General features: G+C 63.3%; 15 protein-coding genes and 1 pseudogene. 7 read left to right on the plus strand and 9 right to left on the minus strand.

Annotated elements, in window-relative coordinates:
- Positions 1 to 519: 519 nt before the first annotated feature.
- Positions 520 to 1,137: a TetR/AcrR family transcriptional regulator gene (locus AB0L58_RS38980; protein ID WP_364395575.1), complete on the plus strand. Its 618-nt coding sequence runs from the start codon at positions 520 to 522 to the stop codon at positions 1,135 to 1,137.
- A 32-nt stretch (positions 1,138 to 1,169) separates the two neighbouring features.
- Positions 1,170 to 1,634, plus strand: coding sequence for a hypothetical protein (locus AB0L58_RS38985; protein WP_364395577.1), 465 nt, complete (start codon positions 1,170 to 1,172; stop codon positions 1,632 to 1,634).
- A gap of 136 nt (positions 1,635 to 1,770) precedes the next feature.
- On the opposite strand, the gene AB0L58_RS38990 is transcribed toward AB0L58_RS38985, so the two are convergent.
- The gene (locus tag AB0L58_RS38990; RefSeq protein ID WP_364395579.1) at positions 1,771 to 2,472 is read right to left on the minus strand and encodes a TetR/AcrR family transcriptional regulator; all 702 of its coding nucleotides are present in this window, start codon (positions 2,470 to 2,472) and stop codon (positions 1,771 to 1,773) included.
- A 440-nt stretch (positions 2,473 to 2,912) separates the two neighbouring features.
- On the opposite strand from AB0L58_RS38990, the gene AB0L58_RS38995 reads away from it, so the two are divergent.
- From AB0L58_RS38995 to AB0L58_RS39005, 3 genes are all read left to right on the plus strand, one after another.
- Positions 2,913 to 5,132, plus strand: a complete 2,220-nt coding sequence (locus AB0L58_RS38995; protein ID WP_364395581.1) for an MMPL family transporter — start codon at positions 2,913 to 2,915, stop codon at positions 5,130 to 5,132.
- Between the two features lie 518 nt (positions 5,133 to 5,650).
- Positions 5,651 to 6,154 (plus strand): hypothetical protein, encoded by a 504-nt coding sequence (locus tag AB0L58_RS39000; protein WP_364395583.1) that lies wholly within the window; start codon positions 5,651 to 5,653, stop codon positions 6,152 to 6,154.
- A gap of 226 nt (positions 6,155 to 6,380) precedes the next feature.
- Positions 6,381 to 6,797 (plus strand): hypothetical protein, encoded by a 417-nt coding sequence (locus tag AB0L58_RS39005; protein WP_364395585.1) that lies wholly within the window; start codon positions 6,381 to 6,383, stop codon positions 6,795 to 6,797.
- Positions 6,798 to 6,934: 137 nt separating this feature from the next.
- Here AB0L58_RS39005 and AB0L58_RS39010 read toward each other — a convergent pair whose 3' ends face one another.
- The 4 genes from AB0L58_RS39010 to AB0L58_RS39025 all read right to left on the minus strand — a co-directional run bounded on the left by AB0L58_RS39010 (position 6,935) and on the right by AB0L58_RS39025 (position 11,091).
- Positions 6,935 to 7,768: a hypothetical protein gene (locus AB0L58_RS39010; protein WP_364395587.1), complete on the minus strand. Its 834-nt coding sequence runs from the start codon at positions 7,766 to 7,768 to the stop codon at positions 6,935 to 6,937.
- Positions 7,769 to 8,193: 425 nt separating this feature from the next.
- Positions 8,194 to 8,553 (minus strand): hypothetical protein, encoded by a 360-nt coding sequence (locus tag AB0L58_RS39015; RefSeq protein WP_364395589.1) that lies wholly within the window; start codon positions 8,551 to 8,553, stop codon positions 8,194 to 8,196.
- Positions 8,554 to 9,617: 1,064 nt separating this feature from the next.
- A complete protein-coding gene (locus AB0L58_RS39020) occupies positions 9,618 to 10,433 on the minus strand; it encodes a class I SAM-dependent methyltransferase (protein ID WP_364395664.1) in 816 nt (271 codons plus the stop codon).
- Between the two features lie 22 nt (positions 10,434 to 10,455).
- Entirely contained in the window at positions 10,456 to 11,091 is a 636-nt protein-coding gene (locus AB0L58_RS39025; protein ID WP_364395667.1) for a TetR family transcriptional regulator, read from the minus strand.
- 416 nt (positions 11,092 to 11,507) lie between these two features.
- Between AB0L58_RS39025 and AB0L58_RS39030 the strand changes: the two genes are divergently transcribed.
- A complete protein-coding gene (locus tag AB0L58_RS39030; protein ID WP_364395591.1) occupies positions 11,508 to 11,690 on the plus strand; it encodes a hypothetical protein in 183 nt (60 codons plus the stop codon).
- Between the two features lie 238 nt (positions 11,691 to 11,928).
- On the opposite strand, the pseudogene AB0L58_RS39035 reads toward AB0L58_RS39030, so the two are convergent.
- The 4 genes and pseudogenes from AB0L58_RS39035 to AB0L58_RS39050 form a co-directional block, all read right to left on the minus strand.
- Positions 11,929 to 12,462, minus strand: a pseudogene (locus tag AB0L58_RS39035) (IS110 family transposase); the annotation flags it as partial.
- A gap of 351 nt (positions 12,463 to 12,813) precedes the next feature.
- Positions 12,814 to 13,077 carry a type II toxin-antitoxin system RelE/ParE family toxin gene (locus AB0L58_RS39040; RefSeq protein ID WP_364395593.1) on the minus strand — a complete coding sequence of 88 codons (264 nt, stop codon included), beginning with the start codon at positions 13,075 to 13,077 and terminating at the stop codon, positions 12,814 to 12,816.
- Positions 13,074 to 13,337 (minus strand): type II toxin-antitoxin system prevent-host-death family antitoxin, encoded by a 264-nt coding sequence (locus tag AB0L58_RS39045; protein WP_364395595.1) that lies wholly within the window; start codon positions 13,335 to 13,337, stop codon positions 13,074 to 13,076. Before AB0L58_RS39045 ends, AB0L58_RS39040 begins: the two co-directional genes overlap by 4 nt.
- Before the next feature lie 225 nt (positions 13,338 to 13,562).
- Positions 13,563 to 14,630 carry an SPFH domain-containing protein gene (locus AB0L58_RS39050; protein ID WP_364395597.1) on the minus strand — a complete coding sequence of 356 codons (1,068 nt, stop codon included), beginning with the start codon at positions 14,628 to 14,630 and terminating at the stop codon, positions 13,563 to 13,565.
- Positions 14,631 to 14,828: 198 nt separating this feature from the next.
- Here AB0L58_RS39050 and AB0L58_RS39055 point away from each other — a divergent pair, with 198 nt between their 5' ends.
- Positions 14,829 to 16,358, plus strand: a complete 1,530-nt coding sequence (locus tag AB0L58_RS39055; protein ID WP_364395599.1) for an amino acid permease — start codon at positions 14,829 to 14,831, stop codon at positions 16,356 to 16,358.
- Positions 16,359 to 16,446 lie beyond the last annotated feature (88 nt).

Below are 16,446 nucleotides of genomic sequence, written 5' to 3' on the forward strand. Positions count from 1 at the left end.
GAGCATGGTCGCCTTTTCCTCGGTGAAAGTGACCTTTTCCATCTGAACCCTCCTCGAAACAACGGGACGAACCCAAAATCGTTGCAGGACAAAGCGTTTCAGCGATGCAGCTGGATTCCGTCAGTCGCTCGACCGTCCGACGTGATCTCGATGGCTGGACGGTGTAGTTGCCTCGACGGACCGGATGTGCCCACCGCAGAACTCGATGCGTCGGCGCCGACGACATGCCACCAAGACCTCTGATTGTGAACGATGTTCGCAATTCCGCACGATACTTGTTTGTTAACGACGTTCGCAAGTTGTCAGTGGTGCTTGGTCTCTGCTCCCGCAGCGCAGTCGCAGGCCCTGGATCAGCTAAACGGCTTGCGGGGTTCGGTCGACCACGGAACCACCCGGCAACCGGTGTGCGCCGGACCGACGAGCGGGTGCTGACCGCTATCGGGAGAGCGGTCGCCGAGCAGACCGACCAGCGCGCCTTTCCTGGTTTACAATACGGATCAGATCTGTATTATAAATCGCATGGGTGTCGACGATCGTGCTCCCGGCCGTCCTCGGAGTAGGCAGGCCGATGCGGCTATCCTGAACGCCGCGCTGGAGCTGCTGATCGAACGCGGCACGGAGGCGACCAGCGTCGAGCTGGTCGCCCGGCGCGCTGGAGTCACCCGGGCAACCGTGTACCGGCGGTTCCCGGACAAGACTCGGCTGTTGATCGCTGCGGTTGAGGCCGCCTACGGTGATCCTTCGCGAACGCCGGAGATCCACGACATCGAGCACTTGCTGGCCGGTTGGGCATATGTCCTCACCAACCCGCGCCAACGCCGCCTCTTACGGCGCCTCTACGACGCGATCGATGACTATCCCGAGCTCGCTCATGCCTACCGCGACCTGTTCGGCCAGCATCGTGACCGAGTGCGCAAGGACGTGTTCGAGCAGGCCCGCGGCCGCGGGCAACTACCCGCCGACACCGACGTTGACATCCTGCTGGACCTGCTCACCGGCGCGGTCTGGCAGCACTTGGTCACCCGGCCGGACAACAACACGGCCGAGGACGTCGAGCGGTTCCTGCGTGCGGTGCTCCACCAGGTCGGATACCGGCCCGACGCGCATCTGCAACCTCCCGTTTTGGACAGTCAATAGCCCGGTCGGACCGGGATAGAAGGAGAAACAAAGTGTCAACCGCCAGCATCGAAGCACAGGAACGTAGCCGGGCGTTCGCCCGCGTCATCGGCCCCTACGTCGCAACCTTCACCAGCGTCTACGCGATCCGCCTGCCTGCGCTGGAGGACCTTATCAACGACCTGTTCGCTCAGCCCGTCATGGTTTTCTTCCTCGGCGCCCTGATGCTTGCCGGAGGGCTGATCATCATCGGCGGTCACCGCAGTTGGCGCGGACCACTTGCGGTAACCGTGTCGTTGTTCGGCTGGTTCGTTGCCTTACGGGGATTCCTCCTGGTCGCCAACCCCGAAGCAATTCAGTCGGGCGTCGACGCCACCATGCTCTCGCCGACCGCGATGGTGGTGGCGCGCATCTTCTTCGGCGTCATGGCCGTGATCGGCCTGCTGTTGACGTACGTCGGCTGGTTCACCAGGCCGGTCGTCCCGCAGCCATCAATGCCCACAACCATGACCACATGAGTGCCACCCACAACCCGCCATCGCCCAGTGCTCCGTTGGTGACCGCCCCCGGCAGCGCGATCGACCACCCGCGTGATCGCGTTCCGGAGACGCGAGCACGGCGAGAGCGGAATAGCGTGTCCTAGCCCGCGCTCGGTCATCCGCCGCCTGGGATGATGCCGAACAGTAGTGCTTCGATGCCTGCCCGGAACATCGCATCATTGTCGACTGGTGCGGTCGTGGACTCCGTAGTGGCGAGCAGCGCGGTCAGATGAGGGTAGTCACCATGCGCCAGCATTGTCGGAATGTGCTCGGATTCACCGATGGCGGAGGCGGAAAACCCCGCTGCTTCCAGCCCGGCGAAGTTGCTTACCCAACCCGACAGCAGGCTGATTCCCATCATGGTCGCGTTGACGTCGAGTTCCGCCTGGGCCAAGGCGCCGACCATGTGGTCGAAGTATCGCATCGAATTCGGACCGAGGTTCAACGAACTGACCTCGCCTAAACCCTCCCTCAGCCATGGGTGCCGTCGAAGCAACGCTCGTGCCTGGTCCAGCATGGCGAAGATGTCGGTGTACACGTTCCCGGTCAAGGCCGGGTAGTCGTATTCCGCGGCGACCTGGTTCACCATCAGCGCGAGTAGGTCGTTTTTGCCGTCGACGTACCGATAGAGCGAGGCTGCGGCGGTTCCGAGGTCGTCAGCGATGCGACGCATCGATAGTGCGTGCAGCCCCTCCGCGTCGGCAATACGGACACACACGTCGGCGAGCTGGTCCAGGGTGTAGGTGCGACGCGGCCCCGGTTTGGGGTCGTCGCCTCGTAACCACAACGAGGTCGAGGAAGCCCTGGGTGTCGTCATGCCAGTCAGCATGCCACTACTCGGGAGTTGCGAACTGTGTTAGCAAACATCTACCCTGCAACTGCGAACGCTGTTCACAATAGATGGAGGTTTGGTGGCCGTCACCGAAGCCGCGGCACTTACCAGGCGATATAGCTCAGGCGCCGTAACGGACGGAGTGGATTGTGGATGCTCGTCGGCCAGGTCCATGCCCTGTGCGGACCGAACACTTCGAGCGAGAATCCACCGTGCGAATGCTGGCAACCCTCCTGCGTTCGACCCGTCGGCCGCGGCCCGGATCTGCAACCTGCGGGTGGTGCCCAACTCTGTGCCTTCTGATCGCGAAATCCCGTCGGTGCGGGCCGTCAGCCTCCAGTTCGAAGTCACCGAACCCGAGTTTGCGAGACCTCGAAATCTGAATTGCCCCAGCTCATTACGAATCCGGAAAGGATTTCGCGCAGATGTTCGCACGACTTGGGGCCATGGTGGTCCACAACCCGTGGAAGGTGATCGGCCTGTGGGCACTACTCGCCTTCGCGGTGGTGGTCTTGGCGCCGGAGCTCAAATCAACAACCGACCAATCTGCTTTTCTGCCTTCGCATTACGAGTCGATCCAGGCGTTGGAGATGCAGCAGGAGGCGTTTCCGCAGAGCTCGGCGCCTGCTGCGATCATTGTGTTCGCCCGAGAGGACGGGACGCCGCTGACGGCGGGTGATTCAGGGTCAGTGGCGGCGATCGGCACCGAGCTGCTGGGTGCGCGGATCGCCGACGTCACCGTGATCCAGCCGGTGCCGCCATCGGAGAACCGGTTGATCCAGATCCTGGCGGTGCAGATGACCAAGGTGGCCAATCCGAGTGACGCTACCCAACGCGACGCGGTCAAGGCGCTGCGCGCGGAACTGCAGCAACGCGTGGCGGGTACCGAGCTGAAGGCGGGCATCACCGGTCAGGCGGCTCAGGCGCTGGACCAGCAGGAATCCAGCGAAAAGGGCATGGAGATCATCGGTGTCGTTACCATCGTGCTGATTCTGGTGCTGCTGTTGGTCATCTTCCGCAGTCCGGTGATTGCACTGCTGCCGGTCGTCGTGATCGGCGCGATCTCCAGCATGGTCGGTGGGTTTATCGCCATGGTGGCCAAGGTATTCGACTTGCAGATCGATGCCTCCATCAACGCCATCCTGCTGGTCGTGCTGTTCGGCGTCGGCACCGACTACATCCTGTTCTTGATGTTCCGCTACCGCGAGCGGCTGCGTGCGGGCGAAGATCCGAAGACCGCCATGGTCAGTGCAGTCACCCGCGTCGGTGAGGCCATCACCTCTGCGGCGGGTGCGGTGGTCATCGCGTTCATGGCGCTGATTTTGTCCACGCTCGGCATGTTTCGCGCGCTGGGGCCAGCCTTGGCGATCGCGGTGGCGGTCGCGTTGGTGGCTGGGCTGACGCTGGTGCCCGCTGTGGTTTCGTTGCTGGGTACCAAGGTGTTCTGGCCGTCCAAGGCTTGGCGGACCGAGCCGAAAGGTGCGCGTTTCGCCGCCGTCGGCAACGCGCTCGGTCGGCGGCCCGGCGCCTTCGCGGTGATCTCCGGTGGGGTGTTGGTCGCGCTCGGGGTGTTCGCGTTCGGTTTCCACCCGACCTTCGACCTCGGCACCAGCTCGACCTCGCAGACATCCGAATCCATGATCTACAGCAAGGAATTGGTGAGGGGTATGCCCGCGGGGACGACGCAGCCCTCGGATATCCTGCTGCGTTCCGGCGGTGGCGAGTTGACCGACGAACAGCTCAACGCCTACCGAGGCGCGCTGGCCGCGGTGCCCGGTGTCGGGCAGGTAGCCGAACCGAAGCGGTCCGCGGACCATAGAATCGCCGATTTCGTGGTGACGCTGACCGACGTGCCGGAATCGGATGCTGCTCTGGACACCGTCAAAGGGCCGCTGCGGGATGTCGCGCACTCGGCCGCACCCACTGGCACCACTGCGGCGGTCGGTGGGGCGACCTCCATCTTCGTCGACTTCCAGGATGCGATGGCCCGCGACTACGCGATCGTGTTTCCGGTGGCGGCGATTCTGATCATGATCGTGCTCGCGCTGTTGCTGCGCAGTCTGGTGGCACCGTGGTACCTGATGGCCTCGGTCTTCCTCGGCTTCGCCGCGACACTCGGTGCCGCGGTACTGGTTTTCCAACACTTCCAAGGCAATTCGGGACTGATCTTTCACCTGCCGGTGATCATGTACCTGTTCGTGGTCGCCCTCGGCACCGACTACAACATCCTGATGGTCGCTCGCCTGCGGGAAGAAGCACACGCGGGCAATGAACCGAAACAAGCCGCCGCATCAGCAGTCCGGCATACCGGGCCCACCATCGCGGCCGCCGGCGTGATTCTAGCGGGCACGTTCGCGTCGATGATGCTCGCGGGCAACAACGCGCTCGCACAAATGGGCTTCGCCATCTCGGTCGGTATCGGAATTGCCGCGTTCGTCATGGCGATGTTCTTCACACCCGCCCTCACGGCGATGATCGGGCATAAAGCATGGTGGCCTAGGGAGGGCGGCCGTAGGGCCGATGGTGCCGGACCGGGTGTGCCGCGGTGGGGCAAGTCCGATGATTTCGCCTACTTCCACGACGCCGAGCAAACCCTGGCCGCGAAGAGCGAGTCCCGCCGGGGGCGGTCGAACACCGTCGGTTGACGCGGGCAAGTTGCGGGAGGCCGTGCACTCAGGATCCATTAACTGCACAGTCTTTTTCGCAGCGGAATGCTGGCCGGGTCGGCATGATTCGCGTCAGCTTCGCGGGGATCTGGGCGGCGGCGCCCGTCGTGCAGAGACGCCTGGCCGGTCACCACGAACTCACGAATGGAGCTCACGAATGATTACGGGATCTCACCAGTACGGTCCCGATTGGCTGGGAGGTCCATGGTGCGGTTCGGGGGATGCTGAGAACCTCGACCTCGACTGTCTGCAACCAGTAGCTTGATGGAGATCAACATGTTGGAGGAAACAGCCGATCCCACGCCAGCGCCGTCCCCGGGACCGTCGCCTACACCCCCCAGCCGGAGCCCAAGGGCTGGCAGGTGGCGCTCGACCCGCCACCCCAGGCATCGAGAGCCCTAGCCGACTATGTAGTCGACGCCCGAGACATTTTCCAGGATCTGGCGAATACGCTAGGTACCCCGGAATACGCGGCAGGCCCGCCGGTTACTCGGCCCGTGACCCCGCCCTTATTGGCCGCCGAGCCGGCGGCCGGTCTTGCCGGATTCGCCGCCGAATCGTATTCGACCTCCCAGAATCTTCTGCAAGGTCATCAGACGGTGTGGCATGGCGCCGACGGCGCGGCCGTCACCATCGCGCAACGAGCCGCCACCGTGGGTTCGACGGCCTTGCGACAACTCCAGGACCTGGTCTATCGATTGCAGGACAGGTTGACCGCGGCCAACCTGGACCAATCCGTACCTGCCTCCTACACCGAACGCCCTTCTGTCGGTGGTGGTCTTGCGTCGTATGCCGAATACAGGCTTGCCGTCACTGTCGAGCGAACACTTAAGCAAGCTTACGATGTCGTCAACCGTGCACAGACAGAATTGGGTCTTGACGGGACCCCACCGCTGGTGCCGCAGTTTCCGACTGTCCCCAAGGGGATTGTGCCGCCTCAGCCTGTCCCCATGCCTGAGCGACAGCGGCATCCGCAGAGTCCCGGGACGCTCGAAGTATGAAGTCCGACCGGCAGTTTCGCTGCGTGCGTGGGCGAGGATGACCGGAGAGCTCAGTTGAGGTATCGCAGAGCGCGGATCAGGCGTCAGGTCGCGGTCATCGAATGAGGAGGCCTCGATCGAAACATCACCTGCTCATGATGGGCAGACCGAGCACGGACAGGACACCGCCGCTGCGCTGGGTGCTACGGTCCTGACGGGACGTAGTCGTCGGTGTTGTGGTTGTATTGTGGGCCACCTCGACTGGGTTCCGTTCGTGAAGAACTCGATCGGTCCCGATCAGCTTGTTGGCGATCCGGCGACGGGGCGGGCACCGCTGTGCTGTCGCCGTGCGGCCGCGGTGTTCGAAGCCCACACCGGGCACTACGACGACAGCCCGTACACGCTGCACCAGTTGCCGCGCTCCCGGCTGACGCACGCAGCCGAGGAGGGCGCGTCGACGCCGGTGTTGATGAAACTGTCGGGTCATACGTCGGTGCGAAGCCTCGCCAAGTACGCGAGGGTGTCCGACAAAGGGTGTTCCGATCTGCAACTGCTGTACCCGCGCCGGCTGGAATTTCCAGCAAGTCGGGGACGGTCGGCCTCGCTCAGAACCAGACGTCAGCAGTTGATTCGCTGCAGACACCGCAGACCCACGACCCGGTGAAGGCTTTCGGCCAACTACCCTCCCACGCCCACGAATCGGGCGCGGCTTGACACTTATGAGTATCGGAGGTCTTTTGCGCTCGTCCCTCCGGCCCGACGCCAGGGTACCCACCCTGTGAGCGTCGCTGGTATCGGTAATCAGTCGTCGATGACAGCGTCTTCCAGACTGAGGTCGTAGTCGTCGAGTTCCGGGTCGTAGGAGTCAGGTGCGGGTAGATCGCTGGCGATAGCGCCAGCTTGTCGGGCGGCTGCGGCGTAGGCGATCCGGTCGTCCTCCGATCCGGACAGCGCGCGCCACGGCGCGATCAGCTGGTCCAGGTGCGCGGTGAGTATGGGGTCGTGGGAGCGTTCGGCGAGGGCGATGACTGCCATGGCGTCTCGACCGATCATTTGAGCTGCCGCAAATGCGTGCAGGTCCGCGGGACGATGCTCAGGGGAGTGCAGGCAGGCCTGGAAATAGAGGGTGGCCAGTTCGATGGTGTCTCGCCATTGCCGATACCGCCCCTGCTGCTGTGTGTGGTCGCGCAGGGCCGCCCAGGCGTGATTGCGTTGCTCGGTATCCACCGGTATGAGCATCGCGGCACGGGAAAACCACGTCTCGAACGGGATCGAGTTGATCTCGGTGTTCAGGTCGAGCACCTGTTCCCAGCCGGTGCCGAACTGATCGAGTAAGTGGGCGTCGGTGATCTCGAGCCGTGCAAGATAATCGACCCAAGCCTCCTTCGCACCAGGGGCGAACGCGTCCGGCAGCACCGACCCGCGCCCCGAGCGCCACGAGAACACATCCTCGACGATGTACACGTCCCCTGGGACCTCTGCTGTCCTGGCGAGCGCGCCATCGATGGTGAGTTGCGTGCCGGTGGCCACCGCGGGCCCCCAGGCGAGCCCGTTCACTCGGAGCAGCTCCGCCCCGCGGTGAGCCAGCTCGGTCAATCGCTGTGCCGGAGAACCAGCAGTCGGATTCGATGACATGGATGCAGGGTAACCGAAGTCCAACAAGACGCTCGGCCAGCTCTTGCCACCGCTGTAAACCCGCGAGACCTTTGACCCGCCAAAGCCTTTAGTGGAATCGGAGGTCTTCGATTCCGACATTGAACCGCCCCTTCGTGGTCTGTCCGCGTCGAGGAACAATTATGGCCCTGGCCACCGATAGCCCGAACGCGATGTCGCTGTAAGAGCCGGGTGTCGGTAATGATCGCCTCGTGTACCTTTCCGCCCCGCTGGAGCTGCACGATATCGATGAAGTTCAGCGAGTCCCGCGGCGTCCTGGACACCGCCTTGCCCGCCGGGCCGGCGGACTGGTCGTTGAGCATGTTCAACCAGGTGATGCCGCTTACGGCCGACGTGCTTCGGGTTCGGTCTCGCGTGGATCAGAACCACGAACCGCATGCCCTGACTCAGCCGCTCGGCCGGATCTGTGAAAGTCGCTGCGCGAGGGACGGCCCGAGGTGGTTGATGATGCTGTATCCGGGGCTATCGGGATACGGCAGGCTCAGCAGGAACGAGTGGCTGATAACGTTGATGTCCTCGGTATCGCCCTCCGTCGCACGGGCCTCCAAAAAGTCGAGCACCGGCCCCCATGCGACGAGCCAGTCGTCCTCGACCAGAGAGGACTCGACGATTTCCCCGATGAGATCCCACAGGAACACGTGAGGCAGCACCTCGCCATCGAAGTTCTCGACATGACACGCATAGGACTCCTCTACCTCAGGGAAATGCCCGGCCATGTCCTCGATCAGCTTTACGCCCAAGTACATCAGCAGCCTCCGAGCTCGGGGGTTCTTCCACCGACATCGACGGAACGCGGAAGACCTACACCCCGCGACCATAGCCGGTGACCATCGGACGGTGAGCGAGGAATACCGATCACTCGAATATTGAAGGCTGCCGGTCCTAACACCCTGGTAGACAGGTTGGTTTTCAGCCAACGAGCTTCGGCCGCGAATGTCCGGGAAATGGAAGAAGTCGCGGTCGAGATGCTGCGCGAGGATGGGCCGAACACCCGCCGAGACCAGAGTCTCGGTGGGCTCGGCATCAGCTTGGTTCACCGCGAGCCCGATGGGCGCGTCTAGTTCAATGACGCCGACGGGCTCGTCGGTTCCACCACCGTATGCGGCTGGGGCTACTCGCTCAGCGCCGAGCCAATAGAGAATGGTGCTCGACGGTTCGAAAAGCTTTCCGGAGAATGGTATTCGTTCGTCTTCATTGTCGCCTGACGTGCTGGTGGCTCGACCCAGTACGAGGCAGGCGGACTAGATGGTCATCGTTATCGAGCCTGTGCCGCGTCAGGTTCTATCTCGACGCCGTCACCCGTCGTCCGATACCCCGCGAGTGTCATCGCATCAATGTTCGTTAGTGAGATACTTTGGGGCGCTGCGGATTCCCGCAGTTCTTCCTACCGTCGTTTTGTGTGACGGTTGCCGTGTACGCGGCAATGTCGACCTGTCGGGGTTTGCGCCGTTGCCGAGCTCGGGTCACCTGTCCAACGATCGACCGCTATCTGACGGTCGCTGAATCGAAATTACAGCCAGCGCAGGCGAACGCAGAAGCGGGGTGAGGCGTGGCAGGCAGCGGGTTGACCGGATCGGCCCAGCGGTGGCGAACCTCGGGCCTGGCAGGGCTCGCCCGGACCATCGGGATGGCTGGCCTCGAGAAAACCTTCTCCTGCTACCCACAGCTCTACAGCCGCGTCGGATTCGCCCACCGCCATGGTCGAGTGTTCGGCACAGTCGCCGGTCGGGGTGGACGGCGACAATGTCGACCATGGCGGTGTACGGCTTCCGGCGAGTGCTGGTGGGCGAACGCGATGTGTGGAAACGACTTAGAAACTGTAGCGGAGCACTACCGTGCCGATGATCCGGGACAAGGCCGCGCTGCGCCCGATTGATTGAATCCCTAGCCGTGCGAGCAATGAGCACTCGGCAACCTCGGGTGCTCGGGTGAGGAAAATCTCCTCGACCAACCTCAGGCGCGCAGCCCACTGTTCGGGTTCATGGGGATCATTGAAGCCGGGATTAACCACCCCGCCAGCGATCACGGCAGTGCTGCGCATGCGCTTGACCGCCCGGACGGCGTAGGTGGTGTAGTGGTTGAACGCCAGCTCCCCGCTGGGGAAGTTACCGGTGAGCCGGTTCAGCAGGGCCACAAAGGCTTCCTGGGGCAGAAATCCGACCAGGCCGTCGCCGACGATCACGGTCGGCCGGCCGGTGGGGACGTCGTGGAGCCAGTTCGGATCGGTCAGGTCAGCGCCGAGGCTGTGGGCGCTGACCTGCTCTGGCAGTACCTGTTGCCGGACGACAACGACCTCGGGGAAGTCGATGTCGTACCAGCCGACAGTGGGCGGCGGGTCGACGCGCATTATTCTGGTGTCCAACCCGGCGCCGAGATCCAGCACCACCGCATCGGGGTGATCGGCGACGAACCGGCGCACCACCTCGTCCAATCTCTTTGTCCTTACCGCGATGTCGAAGACCTTGCTCATCTTGGGGCTCAGCCCGGGAAACTTACCGAGGTCATAGCCGGTCTTCCCTAAGACCTCGTCGGCCATGGTGTCGCCGAGAAAGGGGCGCGGCAGGCGGCTGTCGAGTGCCCTGCCCCCCAGTGTGAGGAACAGGCTCTCCTGTGCCGGTGTGAACACCGGAGCGTAATGCCCATGCTTGTCAGTTCTCCTCCTGTTGTGGTGAACGCGCGGCAGTCCACGCGTCCCGGGCACCCTGAACAAGGGTGTCGTCGGTGTAAATCCCGCGTGTGAACAGCTCGAACGTCGGCACCGAAATGCGCTGTAGCACATCGGGACCGAATCGTTCACTGCCCAGGGCACGCGCCAGGGCTGGCGGCATGGTCAGCACGGCGAGGCTGATCAAGACGTTCAACACCGCCAGTGCCCGTGGGTCCGCCGAGGGGCGCATCGTGCCGTCGGCGGCTCCGGCCCTGACTATCGCTTCGGACTCTTCGACCAACGTGTCGACGAGCGTGCTGGCGGCGGGTGCGTCGTCGTGGATCGCGCGGACTATGTACTGCACGTAGACCATGTACTCATCGGGATTCGACAGGTAGATCCCGAGCAAGTCCCGCCGTGCGGAAGGACTTCCCGCGGCACGTGTCCGTTCGACGAGGACGTTCAGCATGTACTCGTCACAGGCGGTCCGCAGCCCGTGCTTGCTGCCGAAGTGGTGAAAGACCAACGCCTCACTGACTCCTGCGGCTGTCGCGATGGCCCGCAGATTCGCCTTCTGGAAGCCCTCACGGGCGAAGTGAGCGATGGCGGAGTTGCGGATCTTCGCCTTAGCGGTCAGGTCTGCCGAAGCGGAGCCAGAATGAGGTGCTGATCACATACTCAGAATGCTATGTCAAGACTCAGCCTCGGCAACACCTTTCGAAAGGCAGATTCCTCCGGTGTCGTTGTGACCGTGATCATCTCGGGGTGCGGGTCCACTACGGATAAGGACGCAGCACCGAGTGCGGCGGCGGTGGCCGCGGTACCGGCCGGGGGCGCATATCCGGTGGGCGAGTTGTGCCCTGCGGAGGTACTTTTCGTAAGCGATGACAGCGAGCTCGTGGCGTTCGTGTCGGGCCTGAAACTGCCGGCCAATGTCCGGGTGGCGGACGGGCGAGTGAGTACGCAGGGCGGCAAGGTGGGTTTGGTGGGGTCGCGATTGATCTGTGTGTCAGGGGATCCAGTAGTGCGGCTGATCCGCGGCCGATCGCGACCATGATCGCCGCGCTGAAGTCGACCGATCTCGGCGCTTGGCCTTTCGTGCTGTACGTCTGGGATATGGACGTGACCTACAAGAATGAGGCGAAGGTCAGGGACTCGGAATATCAGGTACATCTCTGGAGTGGGAAACCGTCGGCGTCGGCGGAGAATCAGCGGTGGGAGGTCCTCGCGGGTTGAGCAAGCACACGACCGCCGCCCCCGGTGCGATGCCGGGGCGTGTCGTGGTGCCCCTGGCTGGACTAGACGCGTTCTAGGTCGACGCCGTGATCCACCAGTTCCATCGGGCGGCCCGGCAGCTGAGGTCGTTCTGTATCCGTCCGGCGCGCAAGTGGAATCGACCGCGTACCCGATTCGGCGCATGGCCGATGACAGCGATGGCATCGATTGGTGGCGGCCGCGGCGCGCCGGCCAACGAGATGCGGGGGCCGAGAACGCGTTCGAGGGCTGGATGGATGCTGGTGAGCAGGCCGCGGATGCGGTTGCTGGTGCGGGTGAATTCCCCTGCCAGGTCGTCATCGAATCCGACCAGAACACCGAGATCGGTGAGGGTTTCGTCTCCGGTCTCGACCCGGCGCAGCGTATACGGCATCGTGCGGGCCGCGTCGGCGATGATGTAGGCGTCGCGGGTGTCGGTTTTCGCTTGTCTCGGATAGAGATCGGCGATGCGGCGCATCGACAGGCCGGGCTGATAGGCGACGTCGTGGCCGCAGGCGCGGGCGTCGGTGACCGGCAGTGCGCCGATCGTATTCGGCTGGTCGACGACGATCAGCAGTGGTCCGTGCGCGGCGAGTTTGTCGAATACTGCTCGTAGCCGGGCTTCGTCGTTGGGTAGTGCCTTATCGAACAGCCGCTTGCCGCCGGTGTCGAGACCGACCGCGTGGTGTTCGCCTTTACCAGCGTCAACGCCGCAGAACACGGCAAATGCCTGTGCCACTTCGCAGTTCCTCATCGCGTCGAAACCCGGACCGGTCGCCGATCTGGCGTCAACGCCCGGCACCCACGTTATGAAGAGACCTCCAGCGGCCCTGTCCCCATCAGCGGTCCGTCGACGCCACCAGGTCCCGGCGACACCACCCGGGATCATGGATGGGACAGGGGCAATAAGTCATACCGGGCCTGGCGACCGTAGCCCTCGATCAAGGGCCGCGAAGATAACGGGGTCGTACTCGCCGCCCCCCAATCCAAATACCGCTGGTGGAAGGTGTCGAATCCCGGTGTTCGCAGGGACGCGGGATTTCGTAACCGCTCGGTACCCGGCAACGATTCCGCGGACATTACCGTTGGATGGTCCGCTGCTTCTTCACCGATAGATGTTGTCTCTGCCGCCAGCCGCGATAACCAGGATCACCAGCCGGTTGTTCTCGATCCTGTAGATGGCGCGATAGTCACCGGAGCGGAGCCGATAGAAACCGGCGTATTCGGCTGCCATCGGTCTGATCGCATTGTTCGGGGCATAAGGATCTCCCAACTGTGCGAGCTCCTGAAGGAGCCGGATTGCGTCCGTTTTGGGAATGTTACGAATGTCTTGTTGTGCTTCCGGGGTGAACTCGAATCTGTATTTCACTTCGGTTCGTCCAGGATTTCAGCGAACATCTCGGTAAGGTTGATCGCTCCATTACCCTTGTACTGTTCATAGCGGTGTTTGGCGATCTCGGCGAGTTGTTCGTCTTCCCAATCTTCCAGGGCTTGCAGCATGCTGACGGGGACCAGGGCGGCGACGGGACGGCCGTCGCGGGTGACGATGGTGGTTTCACCGTGTTCTGCTGCGTCCAGGCTTTTGGCTAGTCCAGCGCGGAGTTCGCGGACGGTCACGTGGTCGGTCATGCATCCGGTGTACACCACATGTGTACACATATGTCGGTATGTTTGTCGGTATGTCGGAGAATCCCGAGGCGCGACTATGGGCGATCGGGTTCGGCTTCGGGCTTCGGATCGGTGTGTCGCGGAGGGGTGATGTGCGAGCGTGTAGAAGGTATGCGTCGGCGCTGAAAGGTGTTCAGGCAGGGGTTGAGGTCGGGGCCCGCTGAGGCTGAATCCGGGGGAGGGTGGTCAGGTGGTGGCGGCGGTGCCGCAGCTGCCGCAGAACTTGGCTGTAGCGGTGAGGTCTGCGCCGCATTCGGTGCAGTGGCGCGGGCGGGGGGTCAGTGGGTCGCCGCAGTTCATGCAGAATCGCGCATTCGCGGGGTTGTCGGTTCCGCAGCTGGCGCATGCCGGCTGCGTCGGGGCCGGAAGCGGTTGTTCGGCAGTCGGAATCGACTGTCGCTGCCACGGATTACTCGGGGCGTGCTGTTGGATGGCGTTCAACCCGAGTGCGGCGCCGAGGAATCCGTCGCCGCCGCCGTGGCCATGGGCGAAGCCCTGTCCGGCGCCGAGGGCCAATTCACCTGCGGCATAACGCTGGAAGTCTCCGGCCAGTCGAATGTAGGTGACATCCTTGGCCAGTCGCTTGATGCGGTCCGCATCCTCCGGCGCCAAAGTGATATCGAAGTTGCCCAGGCGCGGGACGCGCAGGCCGTACTCGTAGAGCGTCAGATTGGTCTGGCGCAATACGGCGGCCTCGATCGGCTCCAACTGACCGGACAGGCCGAGCACTGGCCAGTCGCCACGGGAAATACCCTGTGTGACAGCGACTTTCATGGACTTCAGCAGCAGGTCAGAGCTCCAGGACTCTACCGTCGCGGGCACGCTCAGGTCGGTGGTGCCCGCCAGTGTGGTGACCAGTTCGGCCGGATCCCGTACCGACAGTGCGAATTCCCCGAAGACCCGCAGCGTCACGACCTGTTCGCTGACCGGATCGGCGATATCGGCCAGGCGGCCGCCGAACTTGATGCCGGGAAACTCGCGGGTGGAGACGAAATACAGTTCGGCGCGGTAGAAGTTGTTGCCGGTCAACGTATCCACGAGCGCGCCGAGGACCGGCAGCTCATCGGCATCGATCCGATGCCGGCCGGGCCCCATGGCGGCTACGACCTGCCCTGACTTGACGAACAGGGCGATCTCGTCGGCATTGACGATGGCACGGCTGTAGCGGCGGATGTTGACATCCGGCCACTTGTAGACCAGTTGATTCTTGCGGTCCTCAGGGACCGCGATGAACTCCCGTTCGAACCATGCCATGCTCGCGCTCCATCAGCCGTAAACGTATCCAGCGTACCGATGTTCAGCGGTACGATCAACCAACACCGAGGTCACGGCGGGTGGAGCGGCTCCGCGACGTTTCCACGTGGTTACAACTCTTGATTCCCTATTGAACGTACCGTTGAATAGCGTTACATTAAGCAGCGATATGATCGCCGTCACGTGAAAGGCACCACCATGACAACCGTTCAACACTCCGCGGAAGTGCCGGCGCCCGCGGATGCTCTGCATGCTGAGGATGCGGGCTATCACAAGGCGTTGCGCCCGCGCCAGCTGCAGATGATCGCGATCGGGGGCGCGATCGGGACCGGACTGTTCCTTGGTGCGGGTGGTCGGTTGCACACTGCCGGCCCCGGCCTGTTCCTCGTTTACGCCGTCTGCGGCATTTTCGTGTTCTTCATTCTGCGGGCGCTGGGCGAGCTGGTGCTGCATCGTCCGTCCTCCGGATCGTTCGTCTCCTATGCGCGCGAGTTCTACGGCGAGAAGCTGGCTTTCGCGGTCGGGTGGATGTACTTCTTCCACTGGTGCATGACCGGCATCGTAGACATCACCGCGATCGCCACCTATGTCCATTTCTGGGGAGCCACCGAGGCGATACCGCAGTGGTTGATCGCGCTGGTGGCACTGGCCATCGTGGTCAGCATCAACCTGATTTCGGTGAAGTGGTTCGGTGAGCTGGAGTTCTGGGCCGCGCTGATCAAGGTCGTCGCGCTCGTCGCCTTCCTGGTCATCGGCACCATCTTCCTGGCGGGCCGATTCAAGGTCGACGGTGAGACCACCGGTTTCAGTGTGCTCTCCGATAACGGCGGCCTGTTCCCGACCGGGTTGCTGCCGCTGGTCACCGTCACTACCGGTGTTGTATTCGCTTACGCCGCAGTGGAATTGATCGGTACCGCAGCCGGTGAGGCGGAGAATCCGGAAAAGATCATGCCGCGGGCCATCAATTCGGTCATCGCCCGCATCGCGCTGTTCTACGTCGGATCGCTGGTGCTGCTCGGACTGCTGCTGCCCTACGTTGCCTTCAAGGCCGGTGAAAGCCCGTTCGTCACCTTCTTCTCCAAGCTCGGTGTCGGTGGTGCGGGTTCGATCATGAACCTGGTGGTGCTGACCGCAGCCTTCTCCAGCCTCAACGCGGGTCTGTATTCGACCGGCCGCATCCTGCGCTCGATGTCGATGAACGGCAGTGCGCCGAAGATCGCCTCGCGGATGTCCAATGGCGGTGTGCCTTATGTCGGCATCCTCGCCACCGGCGCGATCGCGCTGGTGGGTGTCGGACTCAATGCGATGGTGCCGGACAAGGCCTTCGAGATCGTGCTCAACATGTCCGCTCTCGGCACCATCGCGGCCTGGGGCGCGATCGTGATCTGCCAGCTGCAGCTGTTCCGCTGGTCGAAGAAGGGTCTGGCCGAACGTCCGTCGTTCCGGCTGATCGGTGCCCCCTACACCAGCTATGCCACGCTGGTGTTCCTGGTCGCGGTCATCGTGCTGATGGCATGCAGCCACGAAATCGAGCAGCGCGGTGCTGTCATCGCCATGGCCGTGGTCGTGGTTCCGGCATTCGTGGGCGGGTGGTTCCTGGCCCGCAAGCGGGTGCTGCAGGTCGCGCAGGAACGTGAGGGCATCACCGGGCAGTTCCCGGTGTTGGCCGAGCGGCCGCGCCGCGAGGGTGATGCGGTCGTGGTTCTCGACAAGCCCGACGAGGAGTAAGCAAGCCGATCTCCGCCCCGGACAACATGTCCGGGGCGGAGCTATTCCCATTGTGGGGAATATGGCATGGGCGCGGCGGCGGGCGGCG

The organism is Nocardia sp. NPDC052112 (genome assembly GCF_040680135.1).
GTDB lineage: Bacteria > Actinomycetota > Actinomycetes > Mycobacteriales > Mycobacteriaceae > Nocardia.